At 71.6% G+C, this 16,281-nt stretch carries 12 protein-coding genes; 7 read left to right on the forward strand and 5 right to left on the reverse strand.

Annotation, left to right across the window (positions count from 1 at the left end; genetic code table 11):
• Positions 1-10: 10 nt before the first annotated feature.
• The 5 genes from JG540_RS06370 to JG540_RS06390 all read right to left on the reverse strand — a co-directional run bounded on the left by JG540_RS06370 (position 11) and on the right by JG540_RS06390 (position 5,415).
• Complete coding sequence (locus JG540_RS06370; RefSeq protein ID WP_200274804.1) at positions 11-1,822, reverse strand: hypothetical protein; 1,812 nt, start codon at positions 1,820-1,822, stop codon at positions 11-13.
• Positions 1,812-2,495, reverse strand: a complete 684-nt coding sequence (nadD, locus tag JG540_RS06375) for a nicotinate-nucleotide adenylyltransferase (RefSeq protein WP_200274805.1) — start codon at positions 2,493-2,495, stop codon at positions 1,812-1,814. Before nadD ends, JG540_RS06370 begins: the two co-directional genes overlap by 11 nt.
• A gap of 158 nt (positions 2,496-2,653) precedes the next feature.
• Positions 2,654-3,490: a class II fructose-bisphosphate aldolase gene (locus JG540_RS06380; RefSeq protein ID WP_200274806.1), complete on the reverse strand. Its 837-nt coding sequence runs from the start codon at positions 3,488-3,490 to the stop codon at positions 2,654-2,656.
• Positions 3,491-3,562: 72 nt separating this feature from the next.
• The gene (locus JG540_RS06385) at positions 3,563-4,519 is read right to left on the reverse strand and encodes an ROK family protein (protein ID WP_200274807.1); all 957 of its coding nucleotides are present in this window, start codon (positions 4,517-4,519) and stop codon (positions 3,563-3,565) included.
• A gap of 2 nt (positions 4,520-4,521) precedes the next feature.
• Positions 4,522-5,415 carry an SIS domain-containing protein gene (locus JG540_RS06390; RefSeq protein WP_200274808.1) on the reverse strand — a complete coding sequence of 298 codons (894 nt, stop codon included), beginning with the start codon at positions 5,413-5,415 and terminating at the stop codon, positions 4,522-4,524.
• A 279-nt stretch (positions 5,416-5,694) separates the two neighbouring features.
• Between JG540_RS06390 and JG540_RS06395 the strand changes: the two genes are divergently transcribed.
• The 7 genes from JG540_RS06395 (at position 5,695) to JG540_RS06425 (ending at position 16,277) form a co-directional block, all read left to right on the forward strand.
• On the forward strand, positions 5,695-6,477 hold the full coding sequence (locus JG540_RS06395) for a DeoR/GlpR family DNA-binding transcription regulator (RefSeq protein WP_200274809.1): 783 nt from the start codon (positions 5,695-5,697) through the stop codon (positions 6,475-6,477).
• 49 nt (positions 6,478-6,526) lie between these two features.
• A complete protein-coding gene (gene gnpA, locus JG540_RS06400; protein ID WP_200274810.1) occupies positions 6,527-8,707 on the forward strand; it encodes a 1,3-beta-galactosyl-N-acetylhexosamine phosphorylase in 2,181 nt (726 codons plus the stop codon).
• Positions 8,708-9,211: 504 nt separating this feature from the next.
• On the forward strand, positions 9,212-10,402 hold the full coding sequence (locus JG540_RS06405) for a glycosyltransferase family protein (protein WP_200274811.1): 1,191 nt from the start codon (positions 9,212-9,214) through the stop codon (positions 10,400-10,402).
• 15 nt (positions 10,403-10,417) lie between these two features.
• Positions 10,418-11,632 carry a glycosyltransferase gene (locus JG540_RS06410; RefSeq protein ID WP_200274812.1) on the forward strand — a complete coding sequence of 405 codons (1,215 nt, stop codon included), beginning with the start codon at positions 10,418-10,420 and terminating at the stop codon, positions 11,630-11,632.
• Positions 11,633-11,841: 209 nt separating this feature from the next.
• Entirely contained in the window at positions 11,842-13,623 is a 1,782-nt protein-coding gene (locus JG540_RS06415; protein ID WP_234042985.1) for an ABC transporter ATP-binding protein, read from the forward strand.
• Complete coding sequence (locus tag JG540_RS06420) at positions 13,620-14,813, forward strand: aminoglycoside phosphotransferase family protein (RefSeq protein WP_200274813.1); 1,194 nt, start codon at positions 13,620-13,622, stop codon at positions 14,811-14,813. Before JG540_RS06415 ends, JG540_RS06420 begins: the two co-directional genes overlap by 4 nt.
• Positions 14,814-14,831: 18 nt before the next feature.
• A complete protein-coding gene (locus JG540_RS06425) occupies positions 14,832-16,277 on the forward strand; it encodes a sensor histidine kinase (protein ID WP_200274814.1) in 1,446 nt (481 codons plus the stop codon).
• Positions 16,278-16,281 lie beyond the last annotated feature (4 nt).

Below are 16,281 nucleotides of genomic sequence, written 5' to 3' on the forward strand. Positions count from 1 at the left end.
TGGCGTGCGGTCAGGTCAGCATGGGCGCCCAACTGGGCGCCAGCGCGGCTGCGTCACTGTTCTTGGACAGGAATGCCCAGACTACGGCACCCACCACCAGCAGGATCACCAGGACCAGCAGGCCGATCAGCAGGTAGCGCATGAGCGGGGAGCTGTTGGCCTCCTTGTCCAGCTCAGCCTGCAGCCCCGGGATCGCCGAGATGTCCTGCCAGGTGCGCTGGTCGGCGTCGTCCGATGCTACCGCACGCCCTGCTGGGCTGCTGTCCCCGTCCAGGAGGTCGTCGGGCTGCTCGGCACCGGAGGCGGTGGGTGCGCCCTTGTGCCCCTCATCGTCGACGGCGAAGCCGGTGTCCCGCACCTGGAAGCCCCCGCCGCGCAGCGAACGCCAGTGCGGGGCCTCACCCGGCTCATAGTCCTCGCCCTCGACGGGCTTGATGGCCTCCAGCTCGCCGGTGTCGGCGTTCACGGAGCGCACGCCCTGAGCCACGCCCGGCACCCGCACGATGGGACGGCGCTTGGGCACCGGCTTGCCCTGGGTCTCCGGCTCATCGGCGGCTTTGTCCTCCGCAGGCTTCTTCCCAGCGGCCTTCTTCTCGGCCTCGGCCTTCTCCTCGGCCGCTTTACGCTCGGCCTCAGCCTTCTCGGCCTCGGCCTTCTCCTCGGCCGCTTTACGCTCGGCCTCAGCCTTCTCCGCGGCCGCCTTCTCCTCAGCAGCCTTGCGCTCGGCCTCAGCCTTCTCGGCCGCCGCCTTCTCCTCAGCAGCCTTGCGCTCGGCCTCAGCCTTCTCCGCGGCCGCCTTCTCCTCAGCCGCTTTACGCTCGGCCTCAGCCTTCTCCGCGGCCGCCTTCTCCTCAGCAGCCTTGCGCTCAGCCTCAGCCTTCTCGGCCGCCGCCTTCTCCTCAGCGGCCTTGCGCTCAGCCTCCGATTCGGTCTCGTTCTCGTCCTTGGTGGGACCTTCCTTAGAGTCCGGTGCCGCCGCATCAGGCGCCTCCTGCGCCTCCTGCGGCTCCTGGGACTCCTCCGGCTGCTCACCGTCCTGGGCCTCGCCACCGGGGGCCTCCAGCTCTACGGCAGCCTCCTGCACCTCCGGCTCAGCACCAGCCTGCTCGGTCTCAGACTCCGCGGCCCCAGCAGTGTCAGCATCCCGCGCCTCCTGCGCAGACTTGTCCGTATCAGCCTGTTCCTTCCCTTCAGCCTGCGACTCAGACTGGTCTGGCTCAGCTCCCGGATCAGCAGCCTCTGGCTCGGCAGCAGCCTCATCCGTCGCCGTCTCGGCAGCAGCCTGCTCCATCTCCGTCTCAGCCGCGTCGGCCTCTGCAGAAGCATCCGCCTCCGGGGCCTTCCCGGAGGCCTCCTCAGCAGCAGTCTTCTCCTCCGCCTGGGCGGGCTCCGGCTCCGGCGCCGGCTCTGGCGCTGGCTCGGCGTCCTTACCAGCCGCCTCCTCGCCTGCGGCCTGCTGCTCCTCACCCGCAGACCCAGACTTCTCCTCTCGCCCCGCCACGGCGTCGAGCTTCTCCAGCATCTCGTCAGTGATGGCGGCGTGAGAGCCGGTGGCCTTGAGCACGGGCACGTCGATGTCCGGCTGCTCCGCCAAGGGGTTCTGCAGGGCCTTGGCCTGGTCCAGCGTGATCTCCCCGCTGTCGATAGCCGCCTGCAGCGCCTCGGACTCCTCCCGCAGCCGCTTCATCTCCCGGCGGGTCAGCAGGGGCTGCTGCCCCGTCAGGTAGGCCTCGCGCTCCGCCTGCCGCTCAGCGTCCCGCATGGCGCGGCGGCTACCGCCCCGCTTGCGCTCGTGGGGGCTGGCGCTGCTGTCACTGCTCACCCTGGTTCTCCTTCCTAAGCGACTGCCCCCGGGCCACGCGCGCGGTCATCGACGTGGGCGAGGACCGGCGCGACAGGCCCCGGTAGAGGCCGTACTTGCGGATGTACTGCACGACGCCGTCCGGCACCAGGTACCAGACCGGTCCCCCCTTGGAGACCCGCTCCCGGCAGTCGGTGGAGGAGATCGCCATGGCAGGCACCTCCACCAGCGAGACCCGGTCCCGGGGCAGCCCCGAGCCGTCCAGCACGTGGCCGGGCCGGGTCACCCCGATCATCTGCGCCAGTGAGAACAGCTCCTCCGCGTCCTTCCAGGTCAGGATCTGTGCCAGCGCGTCCGCCCCCGTGATGAAGAACAGGTCCGCTCCCGGGTACTCACGCGCGATGTCGTGCAGCGTGTCGATCGTGTAGGTGGTGCCCCCCCGGTCGATATCCACCCGGGAGACCGTGAACCTGGGGTTGGAGGCCGTGGCGATCACCGTCATCAGGTAACGGTGCTCCGCCTGCGTGACCCTCCGGTCCTTCTTGAAGGGCTGCGCCCAGGTGGGCACGAATATGACCTCGTCCAGCTCAAAGGCGTCCTGGACCTCACTGGCCGCCACCAGGTGGCCGTGGTGGATAGGGTCAAAGGTGCCGCCCATGATCCCGATACGCGGCGCACGCCGTTTCTCGCTCAAGCAGGCCTCCTAGGTGCAGCTCCCCTGTGGGGAACCGGCTCACAGGAGAGCTGGCACCATGCTCACAAGGGACGTGGATGCCTACATACTGCCACGGCAGGCACGACGATTACCGGATTCCCGGTTAGCAACGCGCCGTCAGCCGGGCGCGTTACCGGTCACCGTCCCGCGTACCAGCGCAGCAGCCGCTCCACCTCCGGCCCCACGACGGCGTTGCCCGCCTGCAGGTACTTGCGCGGGTCCACCGCCTTCTCGTTGGCCGCCAGGAACTCCCGGACCGCCGCCGTGAAGACCACGTTCAGGTGGGTGGAGACGTTGATCTTGGTCATGCCCGCCTCGATCGCCGCGCGCATGCCCTCGTCAGAGACCCCGGAGGAGCCGTGCAGCACCAGGGGCACGGGCACCTCCGCCCGGATGGCCCGGATCAGCCCGGTGTCCAGCACCGCCCCCCGGGTGGTCATGGCGTGGGAGGAGCCCACGGCCACCGCCAGCAGGTCCACCCCCGTGTCGGCCACGAACCGGGCGGCGTCCTGCGGGCTGGTGCGGGCGGAGGGGTCGTGCACCCCGTTCTTGCCGCCGACCTCCCCCAGCTCGGCCTCCACCGAGGCGCCGCGCTCGTGGCACCAGGCGGTGATCTCGGCAGTGGTGGCCCGGTTGACGTCGTCGGGCAGGTGGGAGCCGTCGTACATGATGGAGGTGACTCCCAGGTCCACGGCCTGGCGGCACAGGTCCAGGTCCTCGGCGTGGTCCAGGTGCACCACCATCGGCACCCGGGCCGCCTCAGCCACCTCCAGGGCCGCCTTGGCCAGCGGAGCCAGCCTGCCCCCGTGGTACTTGACGGCGTTCTGGCTGATCTGGATCACCAGCGGCAGGCCAGCGGCCTCGGCGGCGTCGGCAAAGACCTCCGCCTGCTCCAGCATGACGATGTTGAAGGCCCCCAGCCCCTTGCCCTCCTGGGCGGCGTCGGCGGCCAGCTTACGGATGTCGGCGAGCACTGTGCTCTCCTTCCAGCTCTATCTCAGGTAGTTCTGTAGCGGGCGGTGACGGCGGGACCCAGCCCGCAGCGGCTAGCGCGGCTGTTCCTGGGACTCCAGGGCCCGACCAGCACTGCCCAGGGCCTGCGCCCAGGCCCCCAGGGCGGCGGGGACCACCCGCGGCACCGGGCTGACGGTCAGCAGCCGGGACACCCGCTCGGTCAGCGGCTCAAAGAGCAGCCTGCGGCCCGCCTTCATCAGGCCCCCACCGATCACCACGTCCAGCGGCCCGAGCATGCACACGCTGCGTGCGATCACCTCGGCCTGCGCGTCCAGGGCGGTGTCCCAGACGCGCTGCGCCTCCCGGTCACCGGCCTCCATAGCAATCTGCACGCCCAGCGCCCCGGCGGCCTCCACCTCCTGACGGCGCCCAGGCTCCCGGGTGGCGGCCAGGCGCCGGGCCAGGGCGCCCGCGGAGGCCACCGCCTCAAAGCGCTCCAGGCGGCCCGGGCGGTCCGGGTCCGGCACCAGGGCCTGCCCCACCTCCCCGGCCCAGCCGCCGCTGACCACGGGGCGGCCGTCGATGATGAACACGGCGGCCACGCCGGTGCCTAGCGCCAGGTACATGCAGCTGCTGCTGCCTGCCCCCCAGCGGGCCTCCGCCCAGGCCCCGGAGCGGACGTCGTGCCCCAGGCTCACCGGCCGGCCCAGGGCCTCGGACAGGAGACGCGCCATGGGCACGTCCTGCCAGCCCAGGTTGACTGAGAGCACCGCCGTGCCCGTGGACTCGTCCACGATGCCAGGCACGTCCACGCCCACAGTGGGCACCACCTGCTCGGGGCGGACCGGCTCCGGCCCGTCAGCAACCGTGCCAGCGGCGACCGCGGCCTCGACCTCGGCCACCAGCTGCCGCACGGCCTCCAGCAGCGGCTCCACGCCTCGGGGGGTGGGGTCCTCCCGCTGCAGCAGGGCCCTGCCGGCGGCGTCGGCCAGGACCGTCTTGATGGCGGTCCCCCCGACGTCGACGCCGACGGCGTAGCGCGCCGTCATGCTCAGTGCCCGCCGTCGGGCAGGATCACGGCGCGGCTGAGGTGGCGCGGACGGTCCGGGTCCAGCCCCCGGGCCTCAGCGCGCAGAACCGCCACCCGCTGGGCCAGCACCAGGGTGGCCACGGGGTCCAGGTCGAAGGTCAGGAACTCGGCGCCGGTGGCGGCCACCTGCTCGGCCATGCCTGCGGGGGCCTGCCCGAACACCCAGGTCAGGCGGCCCGGCTGGGCGATGGCGATCGGCCCGTGCCGGTACTCCATGGCCGGGTAGCTCTCGGTCCAGGACTGGGAGGCCTCCCGCCACTTCAGGCCTGCCTCGTTGGCCAGGCCGAAGCACCAGCCGTCCCCCAGGAAGGTGACCTGGTCGGCCTCCACCCAGGAGCCGGGAACCTCCAGCTCCAGGGCCTTGCGGCAGTCAGCCACGGCCGCCGTCAGGTCCTGGCCCAGGGAGGCCCGGAACAGGGTCAGGGCGCTGGTGGCGAAGCGCGTCTGGACCACGGACTCCTCGTCCGCGAAGTCCAGGACGATCTCGGTGTCCACGTGCTCGGCCACCGGGCCCTGGCCGACGGCGGTGACCAGCACCGTGGGCACTCCCCGCGCCTTGAGGTCCCTGGCCAGGTCCACGATCTCCGTGGTGGTGCCCGAGCGGGACAGCAGCACCACCCGGTCGTAGTCGCGGCCCAGCGGGAAGAGGGAGGAGGTGAAGGCGTCACAGACCCCGTGGCCCAGCTGCTCGCGCAGCACGCAGTAGGACTGCGCCATGAACCAGGAGGTGCCGCAGCCGATCACGGCCACGCGCTCACCGCTGACCGGCAGCCCCGGGGCGGTGGCGGCCAGCTGGGCCGCGCGCGCCCAGGTATCAGGCTGGGTGAAGATCTCTGCCGTCGTCTTGTTGACCACGATGCCTCCGTTGCTTGTGTGCGATCAGTCGGGAGTGGGGAGCCGTGTTGCCACCCACGGCAGCTCAGCAGTGCCACGGCGCACTGTGAGCGATTACGACAATACTAGCAGTAAACTAGTCAAGATCAATCGAACATGTGCGACAATTGGGTTGACACTGGCCTATAGTGAGCAATGTTCCCAGGAACCACGCACCTACGCTGACGTTGGTGCAAGCCTTCTGAAGCCGGACGGCGCGAGCTGTTGACCACCTGGGCGTCCCACCCGTTTGGAGGACCAATGACCCGCCACGAGCGCCTCTCGACGATCCTGGGCATGATCGTCGAGGAGGGCACCGTACACATCGACGACATCATCCAGCGCCTAGGTATCTCCGCCGCCACCGCCCGCCGGGACCTGGACCTGCTGGCCAACCAGCAGCTGGTCACCCGCACCCGGGGCGGCGCCAGCGCCAACCCCACCTCCTCCGAGCTGCCCCTGCGCTACCGCACCACGCGCATGGCTGACGAGAAGACGCGCATCGCCCGGGCCGCCGCCGCCATGATCCACCCCGGGGACACCGTCGGCCTCAACGGCGGCACCACCACCACCGAGGTCGCCCGCGAGCTGGCGGTCCTGCCCCCGGACCCCTCCGGCGGCACGGACCTGCCCATCACCGTGGTCACCAACGCCGTCAACATCGCCTCCGAGCTCACCGTGCGCCAGCGGGTGCGCGTCGTCGTCACCGGTGGCGTGGCCCGGGCCCGCTCCTACGAGCTGACCGGCCCCCTGAGCGAGCTGATCCTGCCCTCCATCAGCGTGGACACGCTGTTCCTGGGGGTGGACGCCCTGGACGAGCGCGGAGCCTTCGCGGAGCACGAGGGCGAGGCCGCCGTCAACGCCGCCCTGGTGCGGGCGGCCCGCACCGTGGTAGTGGTGTGCGACCACACCAAGCTGGGCTCCACCGCCTTCGCCCGGATCTGCACCCCCGAACGGATAGACCTGGTGATCACCGACGACGGCGCCAGCCCCGAGCAGGTCACCATGCTGCGCGATATCGGACTGGCCGTACAGCTCGTCTAGGCCCCCGCGCCGCCCACTCCCCACCCACCCACCCGACCAAGGACCCCTTATGCCCAGAACCACCGGCCGCGTCACCATGCCTATCCAGGAAGGCATCGACGAGCAGATCCGTGAGCTAGCCCAGGCCCTGGGCGCCGACGCCGTCCGCAACTCCGACGGCACCTGGTTGCCTGAGATCGCCTCCGAGCTGGTGGACAAGGTCTACTCCACCTACTTCCCTGCCCGCGGCGACCAGGAGTGGGCCCTGGCCCACCCAGACACCCTGGTCAACCAGTACCTCATGAGCGCGCGCGTGACCGCCATGGGCCCCGGCCCCCTGCGGATCGACGTGCTGGAGGGCTACTTCCGGGAGCAGTTCCGGCCCTGCTACGAGCGCGTGGAGCGCTTCTGGGAGGTGATCGACCGCACCAGCGGCGAGGTAGTGCCCCCCAGCGGCTGGAGCGTGAACCAGGCCACCGGCGTGCTCACCGTCGCCGAGCCCGCCCCCTGGCACGAGTACACGGTCGGATTCCTGGCCGAGCAGGTGTGGGACACCACGCAGATGTACAACTACATCACCAACGGCTGGGGCGAGACCGACCCTACCCGTGTCAAGGAGCGCCCCTACGACGTGCGCAAGAACGGCGTGTGGGAGTACATGCGCGAGGCCCTGGGACGCTGGCTGGAGCAGCACCCGGAGGTGGACGTGGTGCGCTTCACCACCTTCTTCTACCACTTCACGATCGCCTTCAACTCTGAGGGCAAGGAGAAGATGGTGGACTGGTTCGGCTACTCCGCCTCCGTCTCCCCGGAGGCTATCGACGCCTTCGAGGCCGAGTACGGCTACCGGCTGCGGGCCGAGGACTTCGTGGACGCGGGCTACTACAACTCCCCCTTCCGCTGCCCCACCAGGCAGTTCCGGGACTGGATCGACTTCCAGTCCCGCTTCGTGGCCCAGCGGGCCAAGGAGCTGGTGGACATCACCCACGCGGCCGGGCGCGAGGCCATGATGTTCCTGGGAGACAACTGGATAGGCACCGAGCCCTACGGTCCCTACTTCCCCTCCATCGGCCTGGACGCCGTGGTGGGCTCGGCGGGCTCGGCGGCCACCACCCGCCTGATCTCGGACATCCCCGGGGTGAGGTACACGGAGGTGCGCTTCCTGCCCTACTTCTTCCCGGACGTGTTCAACCACGACGGCGGCGACCCGGTGGGTGAGGCCAACGAGTCCTGGCTGAGCTCCCGACGGGCGATCGTGCGCCGCCCCCTGGACCGCATGGGCTACGGCGGCTACGTGTCCCTGGCCCTGGAGTTCCCGGAGTTCATTGAGCGGATCACCGCGATCTGCCAGGAGTTCCGCGACATCCACGAGCTCAGCGGCGGTGAGCTGCCCCAGGACGCCCCGTTCACGGTGGGTGTCCTCAACGCCTGGGGCGCCCTGCGCACCTGGCAGACCCACATGGTGGCACACGCACTGTGGTACAAGGCCGCCTACTCCTACGTGGGCGTGGTCGAGGCCCTGGCCGGGCTGCCCTTCAAGGTGCGCTTCCTGTCCTTTGAGGAGGTGCTGCGCGACGGCGTGCCCCCGGAGGTGGGGGTGCTGGTCAACGCCGGGGCTGCGGGCACGGCCTTCTCCGGCGGGGACGCCTGGGCTGACGGCCGCCTGGCGGAGCTGCTCCGCCAGTGGGTGGCGGAGGGCCACGGCTTCATCGGGGTGGGTGAGCCCTCCGCCTACGAGCAGGGCGGGACCTTCCTGCAGCTGTCCGACGTGCTGGGGGTGGACCGGGAGCGCCAGCTGACCCTGTCCACCGACCGCTACCCCAACGTGGTGGACGAGCACGTCATCACCGCGGACCTCCGGGCGCCCTTCGACGACGGCGAGGGCGCCGGCGGGGACGTGTACGCCACCGGTCCGCGTACCCAGGTGCTGTCCTACGTGGACGGGACGTTGCGCGTGGCGGCCAACGCCTTCGGTCGGGGCCGGGCCGTGTACTTCTCGGGCCTGCCCTACTCGGCGGTCAACAGCCGGACCCTGCAGCGGGCCCTGTACTGGGCGGCCCGGCGCGAGGACCTGCTGGAGCAGTGGTTCACCAGCAACCCGGACACGGAGGTGGCCTGGTACCCCGGGCACCGCCGCTTCCTGGTGACCAACAACTCCTACAGCCAGGCCGCCACCACCGTGCGGGGTGAGGGACGCAGCTGGGAGCTGGTCCTGGAGCCGATGGGCTCGCAGTGGGTCGAGGTGGACTGAGCCCGGCGCGCGGCCACTGCTTGACACACCACAGAGAGGCACCCCTTCGCCTCCACTGGTGCATTTCGGCGCGAGTGGTGCCGAAATACCGCACCACTCGCGCCGAAATGCACAAGTCGGGGGTGGCTGCCCCCCACCACACCCAAGTCACCCACACCACAGTCACAGGCCACGACCACAGACGACGCCCCCTACGACCCCCAACCAGCACCCGAACTAGCTGCCGCAGCTTGACACACCACGCAAGGGCACCCCCAACCAGCACCCGAGCTAGCCATTACGCCTTGACACACCACGCAAGGGCACCCTGGTCACACCTGTTCCTCCGCATGGCTGCTTGCTTCTCCTGACCTGCAGCCAGCCCCCGGTAGCGCTCACAACATGCTTCCTAAGAGGACTCTAATACTCGTCTCATCGTGCCTTACTCCCCCGGCACGAACCTGGTAGCGGCAAGCCCGCCAGGGTGACCGCACCCGCCGTCACCCCGAACCGAAGGGGGAGGACATGGACCGCAACGAGATCAGGGTGCTGCTCTACAGCCACGACGCCCTGGGGCTGGGACACCTGCGGCGGAACCTGGCTATCGCCCACCAGATCGCCCAGGACCTGCCCGAGGCGGTGGGAAAGCCCGTCGGCGGCCTGCTCAGTGTGGGGGTGCTCCCACCCGCGGGGACGACCCCTCCTCCCGGCCTGGACTGGCTGGTCCTGCCCGGCCTGGTCAAGCAGCAGGGGCAGTACGTGCCGCGTCGGCTGCAGGCCCCGGCCCAGGTCACCACCGGGATGCGCAGCTCCCTGCTGGAGGCAGCCCTGTGCTCCCTGGAACCGGACCTGGTGCTGGTGGACCGCCACCTGCTGGGCATGAACCAGGAGCTGCGCAGGCCCCTGGAGCGGCTGCGGGCCACCTGCCCGCGCAGCCGGGTGGTCCTGGGCCTGCGCGAGGTGCTGGACGCCCCGGAGGTCGCCGCCCGGGAGTGGCAGTCGCTAGGGCGGCTCCAGGACCTGGTGCACCTGGTGGACGAGGTGTGGGTCTACGGCGACCGCCAGGTCCACGACCCGCTGGCCAGCGGGGAGGTTCCCGCCGTCCTGCACGACCGCACCGTGTTCACGGGCTACCTGGCTGACGGACGCCGGGAGCACGACCCGGAGCCGACCCAGGTGACCCGCCCCTACGTGCTGACCACCGCTGGAGGCGGGGCCGACGGTGAGCTGCTGCTGCGCGCCGCCGTCGCCATGCGCGTGCCCTACCGGCACCGGCACCTGGTGGTGACGGGCCCCCACGCCAGCCCCCGGCTCCTGGAGACGCTGCGCCGCACGGCCCCCGCAGGCACACTGGTGCTCAGCTCGGTGCCCGGCCTGAGCCGCTACATCGAGCAGGCCTCCGCCCTGATCACCATGGGCGGCTACAACACCGCCTGCGAGCTGATGGCCACCTCTACCCCCGCCCTGGTGGTCCCCCGCGAGAGGCCCCGCACCGAGCAGCTGATCCGCGCCCGCGCCCTGGAGCGAGTCGGCGCCGTTGAGGTCCTGCGCCAGCACCAGCTCAGCCCCCAGAGCCTGTCCCGTTGGGCCAGCCAGGCGGTGCACCGCAGCACCTCCCGCAGCCACCTGCGGCGCGACGGCCTGCGCACCACCGCCGCCATGGCCGCCACCGTCGTCGGCACCCGGGCCGCTAAGAGCCTCACCACCGGCAAGTAGAGCAAGGAGAAAGACATGAGCCGCATCGGATACGTCCTGAAGGTCTACCCCCGCTTCTCGGAGACCTTCGTGGTCACCGAGATCCTGGCCCGCCAGGACCAGGGGGAGGACCTGACCATCTACGCCCTGCGTGGCACCTCCGACTCCCGCTTCCACCCCGAGATCTGCCGCGTGCAGGCGCCGGTGCGCTGGCCCTCCCGGCCCCGAGGAGTCACCGAGATGTGGGCCTACCTGGCTAGCTCCATGCCTGAGGCCGACTTCCGCGAGCGCTTCGCCCAGCTCATCCCTCTGCTGGCGGACCTGCCTTTTGACGAGGTGGTCCAGGGGGTGTCACTGGCCCAGATGGTGCGGCGCGACGGCATCACCCACCTGCACGCGCACTTCGCCTCCCTGGCGGGGCGCATGGCCTGGCTGGCCTCTCGCCTGACCGGGGTGCCCTACACGGTCACCACCCACGCCAAGGACATCTACCACGAGTCCGTGGACCCGGTGTGGCTGCGGCGCGTGTGCGCGGACGCTGACCGGGTGATCGCTATCAGCCGCTTCAACGAGGAGCACCTGGGACGGGTCCTGGCGGGCACGGGGGCGCGGGTGAGCCTGCGCTACAACGCCCTGGAGCTGGACCGCTTCCCCTTCCGTACCCCCCTGCCCCCCACCACCCCGCTGAAGGTGGCGGCGGTGGGCCGCATGGTGCCCAAGAAGGGATTCCACGACCTGCTGACCGCTATTTCGCTGCTGCGCGAGCAGGGGGTGGCGGTGGAGACGGTGCTCGCTGGGGAGGGCGAGCTGCTGGAGACGCTGCGCCAGGAGGTGGCCCAGTCCGGTCTGCAGGACTCGGTGACCCTGCCGGGGGCGCTGCCGCAGCAGGAGGTGCGCTCCCTGCTGCGTGACTCGCACGTGCTGGTGGTGCCCTCCGTGCCCACGCAGGACGGCAACATCGACGGTCTGCCCACCGTGGTGCTGGAGGCCATGGCCTGCGGCACCCCCGTGGTCGCCACTGACGTCACCGGCATGCGGGAGGCGGTGCGCGACGGGGACACCGGCGTCCTGCTGGAGCCCGGGCAGCCGCAGGCACTGGCTGCCAGCCTGCGTGACCTGGCCCTGGGACGGCTGGACGTTACCGGTATGGCGCTGCGGGCCCGGGCACTGATCGAGACGGAGTTCGACTCCCGGGTACAGGCCGCCCAGCTGGCCAGCTGGGAGGGGAGCCAGCTAGGAGGTGCCAGATGACCGCCACGATCCCGGCCCCGGCCTTCGGGCCAGCAGCACCGACGACGCCCCCGGGGCCGCCTGTCCCGGCACCGTCGCTGCCCCCGACGACGCCCCCGACGCCGTCGCCCGCAGCAGCACCTACGCCGCCTGCAGGCCGCGGAGGGGACCGGGCCGCCACCCAGGCCAGCAGCCGGTCCCCGCGCCAGCGCTCCCGGCGGGCCGGAGCCATCAGGCGCTCCCTGCGCCTGGTGGCCCCCGACCTGCGCCCGCACTGGGCCCTGGTGCTGGCGGGGAGCGTCGCCATGCTGTGCGAGGTGGGGCTGCGGGTGCTGGAGCCCTGGCCCATGAAGGTCGCTATCGACTCGGTGCTGGCCTCCCTGGGGGCGAGCACCGGCTACGCCCCCGCCACCGTCCTGAGCCTGACGGCCTGCGGCCTGGCCCTGGTGCTGCTGGTGGCGGGCCGGGCGGGCGCCAGCTACTTGTCCACCATCGCCTTCACCCTGGTGGGGGCCCGCAGCGCGGCCAGCCTGCGGGCCCGGGCCTTCGCGCACGTGCAGGGCCTGTCCCAGCAGTTCCACGCCCGTAACCGCAGCGCCGACACCGTCCAGCGCCTGGTGGGGGACGTGGCCCGCATGCAGGAGGTGGCCACCACCGCGGGACTGCCCCTGTGCGCCAACACCGCCACCTTGCTGGTGATGCTCGGGGTCATGGTCTGGCTGGACCCGCTGCTGGCGGTCGTGGTGGTGGCGGCCGTGGCCTGCTTCCTGCTGGCCTCCTCCCGCGGCTCCAGGCAGATCACCACCGCCTCCCAGCGCACCCGCAGCAACGAGGCCCAGCTGGCCAACACCGCCCAAGAGACCCTCAGCGCCATCCGGGTGGTCCAGGCCTACGGCCTGGAGCCGCTGCTGCTGCACCGTTTCCAGGGCGCCAACCAGCGCTGCCTGGGCACCGGCGTGCGCGCCCGGCGCCTGTCCGCCCGCCTGGAGCGCAGCACCGACCTGATCGCCGGGGTGGCCACCGCCGTCGTCCTGACCGGTGGCGGCCTGCGGGTGATGCAGGGTGGGATGACCGTGGGCGACCTGGTCCTGTTCACCACCTACCTGCGCACCACCATGAAGCCGCTGCGCGACCTGGCCAAGTACACCGGGCGGGTAGCGCGGGCGGCCGCCAGCGGTGAGCTGGTGGCGGACCTGCTGGCGGTACAGCCCACCATCACCTCCCCCGCCCACCCCCTGCCGACCGCTCCGGTGCGTGGGCGCCTCAGCCTGCAGCAGGTGCGGGCCGCCTACGACGGCCACGAGGTCATACACGGGGTGAGCCTGGCGGTGGCCCCCGGTGAGCACGTGGCCCTGGTGGGCCCGTCGGGCTCCGGCAAGTCGACCCTGGCCTCGCTGCTATCACGCGAGAACGACCCCACCGGCGGCCAGGTGCTGCTGGACCACCAGCCCGTCTCCCGGCTCAGCCTGAACGAGCTGCGTGCCTGCGTGTCGGTGCTGCACCAGGACCCGGTGCTGTTCACCGGGACCATCCGGGACAATATCCGCCTGGGGCTGGTGGGCGCCTCCGACGAGCAGGTGGAGCAGGCCGCCCGGGACGCCGGCGCCCACGAGTTCATCTGCGCCCAGCCTCAGGGCTATGACACCGAGCTCGGTGAGCGGGGAGCCACGCTCTCCGGCGGCCAGCGGCAGCGGGTGGCGATCGCCCGTGCCCTGCTGCGGGCCGCCCCGGTGGTGGTGCTGGACGAGCCCACCACGGGGCTGGACAGCCAGGCCGCCACCCAGGTGCTGCAGGCGGTGGAGCGCCTGTGCCAGGGGCGCACCGCGGTGCTGGTCACCCACGACCCGCTGGTGGCCCTGCGCGCCGACCGGGTGGTGTGGCTGGAGGAGGGCCAGGTGGCACTGCAGGGACCTCCCGCCGAGCTGCTCGTCTCCTCCACCAGGTTCCGCGAGTGGGTGCAGCAGGGAGGCTCCGTCCCAAGGACCCGCGCTGGCAGCAGGAGGCTGCCATGAGCACCACCAGGGAGGCCGTTGCCACCGTGCTCGACCAGGCGGGTCTGAGCGAGCTCGTGGAGGCGCCGGTGCGCGCCACCCGCCTGCGGGTAAAGCCCGGGGTCTCCGTGGTCTTCGCGCTGCTCGACCCAGACAGCGCCCGCACCTGGGGCTGGGGCAGGCTGCTGTGGCCCGAGAGCCACGTCAAGACCGCGCTGCTGGCCCGCAAGGCCCTGCGCCACGGCCTGCGTACCACGGAGCGCCGTCTCAGCCCGGAGCTGGTGCTGCAGACCGGCCGGGTCAGCACGGACCCGCGGCTGCTGCCCCACCTGCGCGCCGCCTTCCGCCTGGGGGTCCTGCCTGAGCGCCGAGGCACCAGCATCCTGCGCTACAACCCGCTGCGGCGTCTGGTGGTGCACCACGGTCAGGAGGTGGTGCGCGTGACCACCTCCCCGCAGGACCAGCAGATAGCCCTGACTGAGCTGCTGGCCCAGGCGGTGCCGGTACCTCCCCGTACCGGGGTCATGCGCAGTCAGCTGCACCAGGGAACGCACCTGAGCGCCGTCCGCTACGTGGGCGACGGCGACCTGGGCGCCCGGCCTGACCACCAGGCCGCGGTGCGGGCAGGGGCGGCCCTGGCCCGGCTGCACCGCTACCAGGTCCCCCAGGTCACGGCCCCGGCAAGCACGCAGCGGCTGGCCCAGGTGCACGCCGAGGTGCTCAGCGCCCTGGACCCGTCCCTGGCCGCGCAGGTGCTGGAGACGGGGGCCGCCCTGCCCGCGCTGGCCGAGCCCGGCAGCCGCCCCGTGCTGAGCCACGGGGACTTCTCCCCCGACCAGGTCCTGGTGGACCGGGACCACGGCCAGGTGTGGCTGACGGACTTCGAGCGCCTGTGCCGGGCACCTGCCGCCCTGGACCTGGGGTCCTTCCTGTCCCTGGCCCCGCCCGGTACCGGGGCCGCCCTGCTGGAGGGCTACGCAGACGCCGGGGGCCAGCCGCCCCCGCAGCCGCTCCTGCAGGCCGGGGCGCTGCGCTCCCGCCTGGCCCGCCTGACTGAGCCGCTGCGCCGTGGCGCCCCGGGCTGGCACGAGCAGGTCTCCAAGGAGGCCCGGTCCCTGCGGGAGGCCGCTGGCCGGTGGTCCCCGCACGGGGCACGGGCACCCGGACCGGGGACGCTGAGGCACCTGGACCACCACACGCACCTGGCGTGACCTGTGCACAATACTTTTGTGAACCTCCGGGCGACGGTGGCCCGCTCCACCATCCACGCCAGGGTGATGTGCGCCATCGTCCTGGTGGCCCTGGCTGCGCTGGTGGTCTCCGGCGCGGTGGTGCTGGCACTGAGCCTGCGCGCCAGCCACAACCGGGTAGACGCCCGCCTGCGCATGTCCGTGGAGGCCCTGCGCCACCTCTCCAGCGACCCGGTGGACCCGCTGGCCTCCCGTCCCCCCGGCTCCGCCGAGGAGGTTCTGCGGACCTACCTGCGCCGCGCCTCCCTGTCCCCGGAGGAGGGCGAGCTGGGCATCGTCGAGGGCAGGCTGCGCTGGCTGGCGCCGCCCGGGCGGGGACTGCGCCCGGAGTCTGACGAGGCCCTGCTGGCGCACCTGCTCGCCCTGGCTGACGACCCTGATGCCCGGATCACCTCCGTGACCACCAGCAGGGGACGCTACCGCGTGCTGGTGGTACCGGTCCGGGACCAGAGCACCACGGTGGCCTACGCCCGGGTCGTGGACCTGGACCTGGCGGAGGCCGAGTCCTGGCACACCATGCGCTTCTACGCCCTGGCCGCCTGCGGGGCGCTGGCCCTGGTGGCCGGGATCGCCTGGTTCGGTGTCGGACACCTGCTACGGCCGATCGCCGCGCTGCGCAAGGCTACCGAGGCCATCCACGAGCAGGACCTCACCAGCCGGGTGGCGGTGCACGGCCACGACGACCTGTCCATGCTGGCCGACGCCGTCAACCGGATGCTGGACCGGGTGCAGCACGCGGTCCAGAACCAGCGGCAGCTGCTGGACGACGTCGGCCACGAGCTGCGCACCCCCATAACCATCCTGCGTGGTCACCTGGAGCTGGTGGACGCCCAGGACCCGGAGGACGTCACCCGCACCACCACGCTGGCCATCGACGAGCTGGACCGTATGGGCGTGCTGGTAAACGACCTGCTCGCCCTGGCCGCCTCACGCAGCATAGACAGCATCCAGGCCAGCCCCACCGACGTCGAGGAGCTGACGCTGCAGGTGCTGGACAAGGCCTCCGCCCTGGGGGACCGCTGCTGGCGGCTAGGGTCCTGCAGCCAGCAGACGGCGGTGCTGGACCCGGTGCGCACCACCCAGGCCTGGCTCCAGCTGGTGTCGAACGCCGTCCGCTACTCCGAGGCCGGCTCGGTAGTGACCCTGGGCTCGCAGGTGGACGGCGACGACGTCCTGCTGTGGGTGGAGGACGAGGGGATCGGCATCCCGGAGCACGAGATAGAGCTGGTGCGCCAGCGCTCCGCCCGCAGCAGCCTGACCCGCAGCAGCACGGGCGGGCACGGGCTGGGGCTGAGTATCGTGGAGGGGATCGTCTCCTCGCACGGCGGGGTGCTGGACATCAGGTCCACCCCTGGGCAGGGCTCGGTGTTCACCATGCGTCTGCCCCTGAAGGGCCCACCCAGCACCGCCCCTGAGGCGGTGTAGCAGG

The organism is Actinomyces weissii (assembly GCF_016598775.1).
Taxonomy (GTDB): Bacteria; Actinomycetota; Actinomycetes; order Actinomycetales; family Actinomycetaceae; genus Actinomyces; species Actinomyces weissii.

Excerpts from the sequence above, each read along its gene's own strand:
- JG540_RS06410 (WP_200274812.1), top strand. The coding sequence starts at position 10,418 with ATGAGCCGCATCGGATACGTCCTGAAGGTCTACCCCCGCTTCTCGGAG.
- JG540_RS06395 (WP_200274809.1), top strand. The coding sequence starts at position 5,695 with ATGACCCGCCACGAGCGCCTCTCGACGATCCTGGGCATGATCGTCGAG.
- JG540_RS06405 (WP_200274811.1), top strand. The coding sequence starts at position 9,212 with ATGGACCGCAACGAGATCAGGGTGCTGCTCTACAGCCACGACGCCCTG.
- JG540_RS06420 (WP_200274813.1), top strand. The coding sequence starts at position 13,620 with ATGAGCACCACCAGGGAGGCCGTTGCCACCGTGCTCGACCAGGCGGGT.
- JG540_RS06385 (WP_200274807.1), bottom strand. The coding sequence starts at position 4,519 with ATGACGGCGCGCTACGCCGTCGGCGTCGACGTCGGGGGGACCGCCATC.
- gnpA (WP_200274810.1), top strand. The coding sequence starts at position 6,527 with ATGCCCAGAACCACCGGCCGCGTCACCATGCCTATCCAGGAAGGCATC.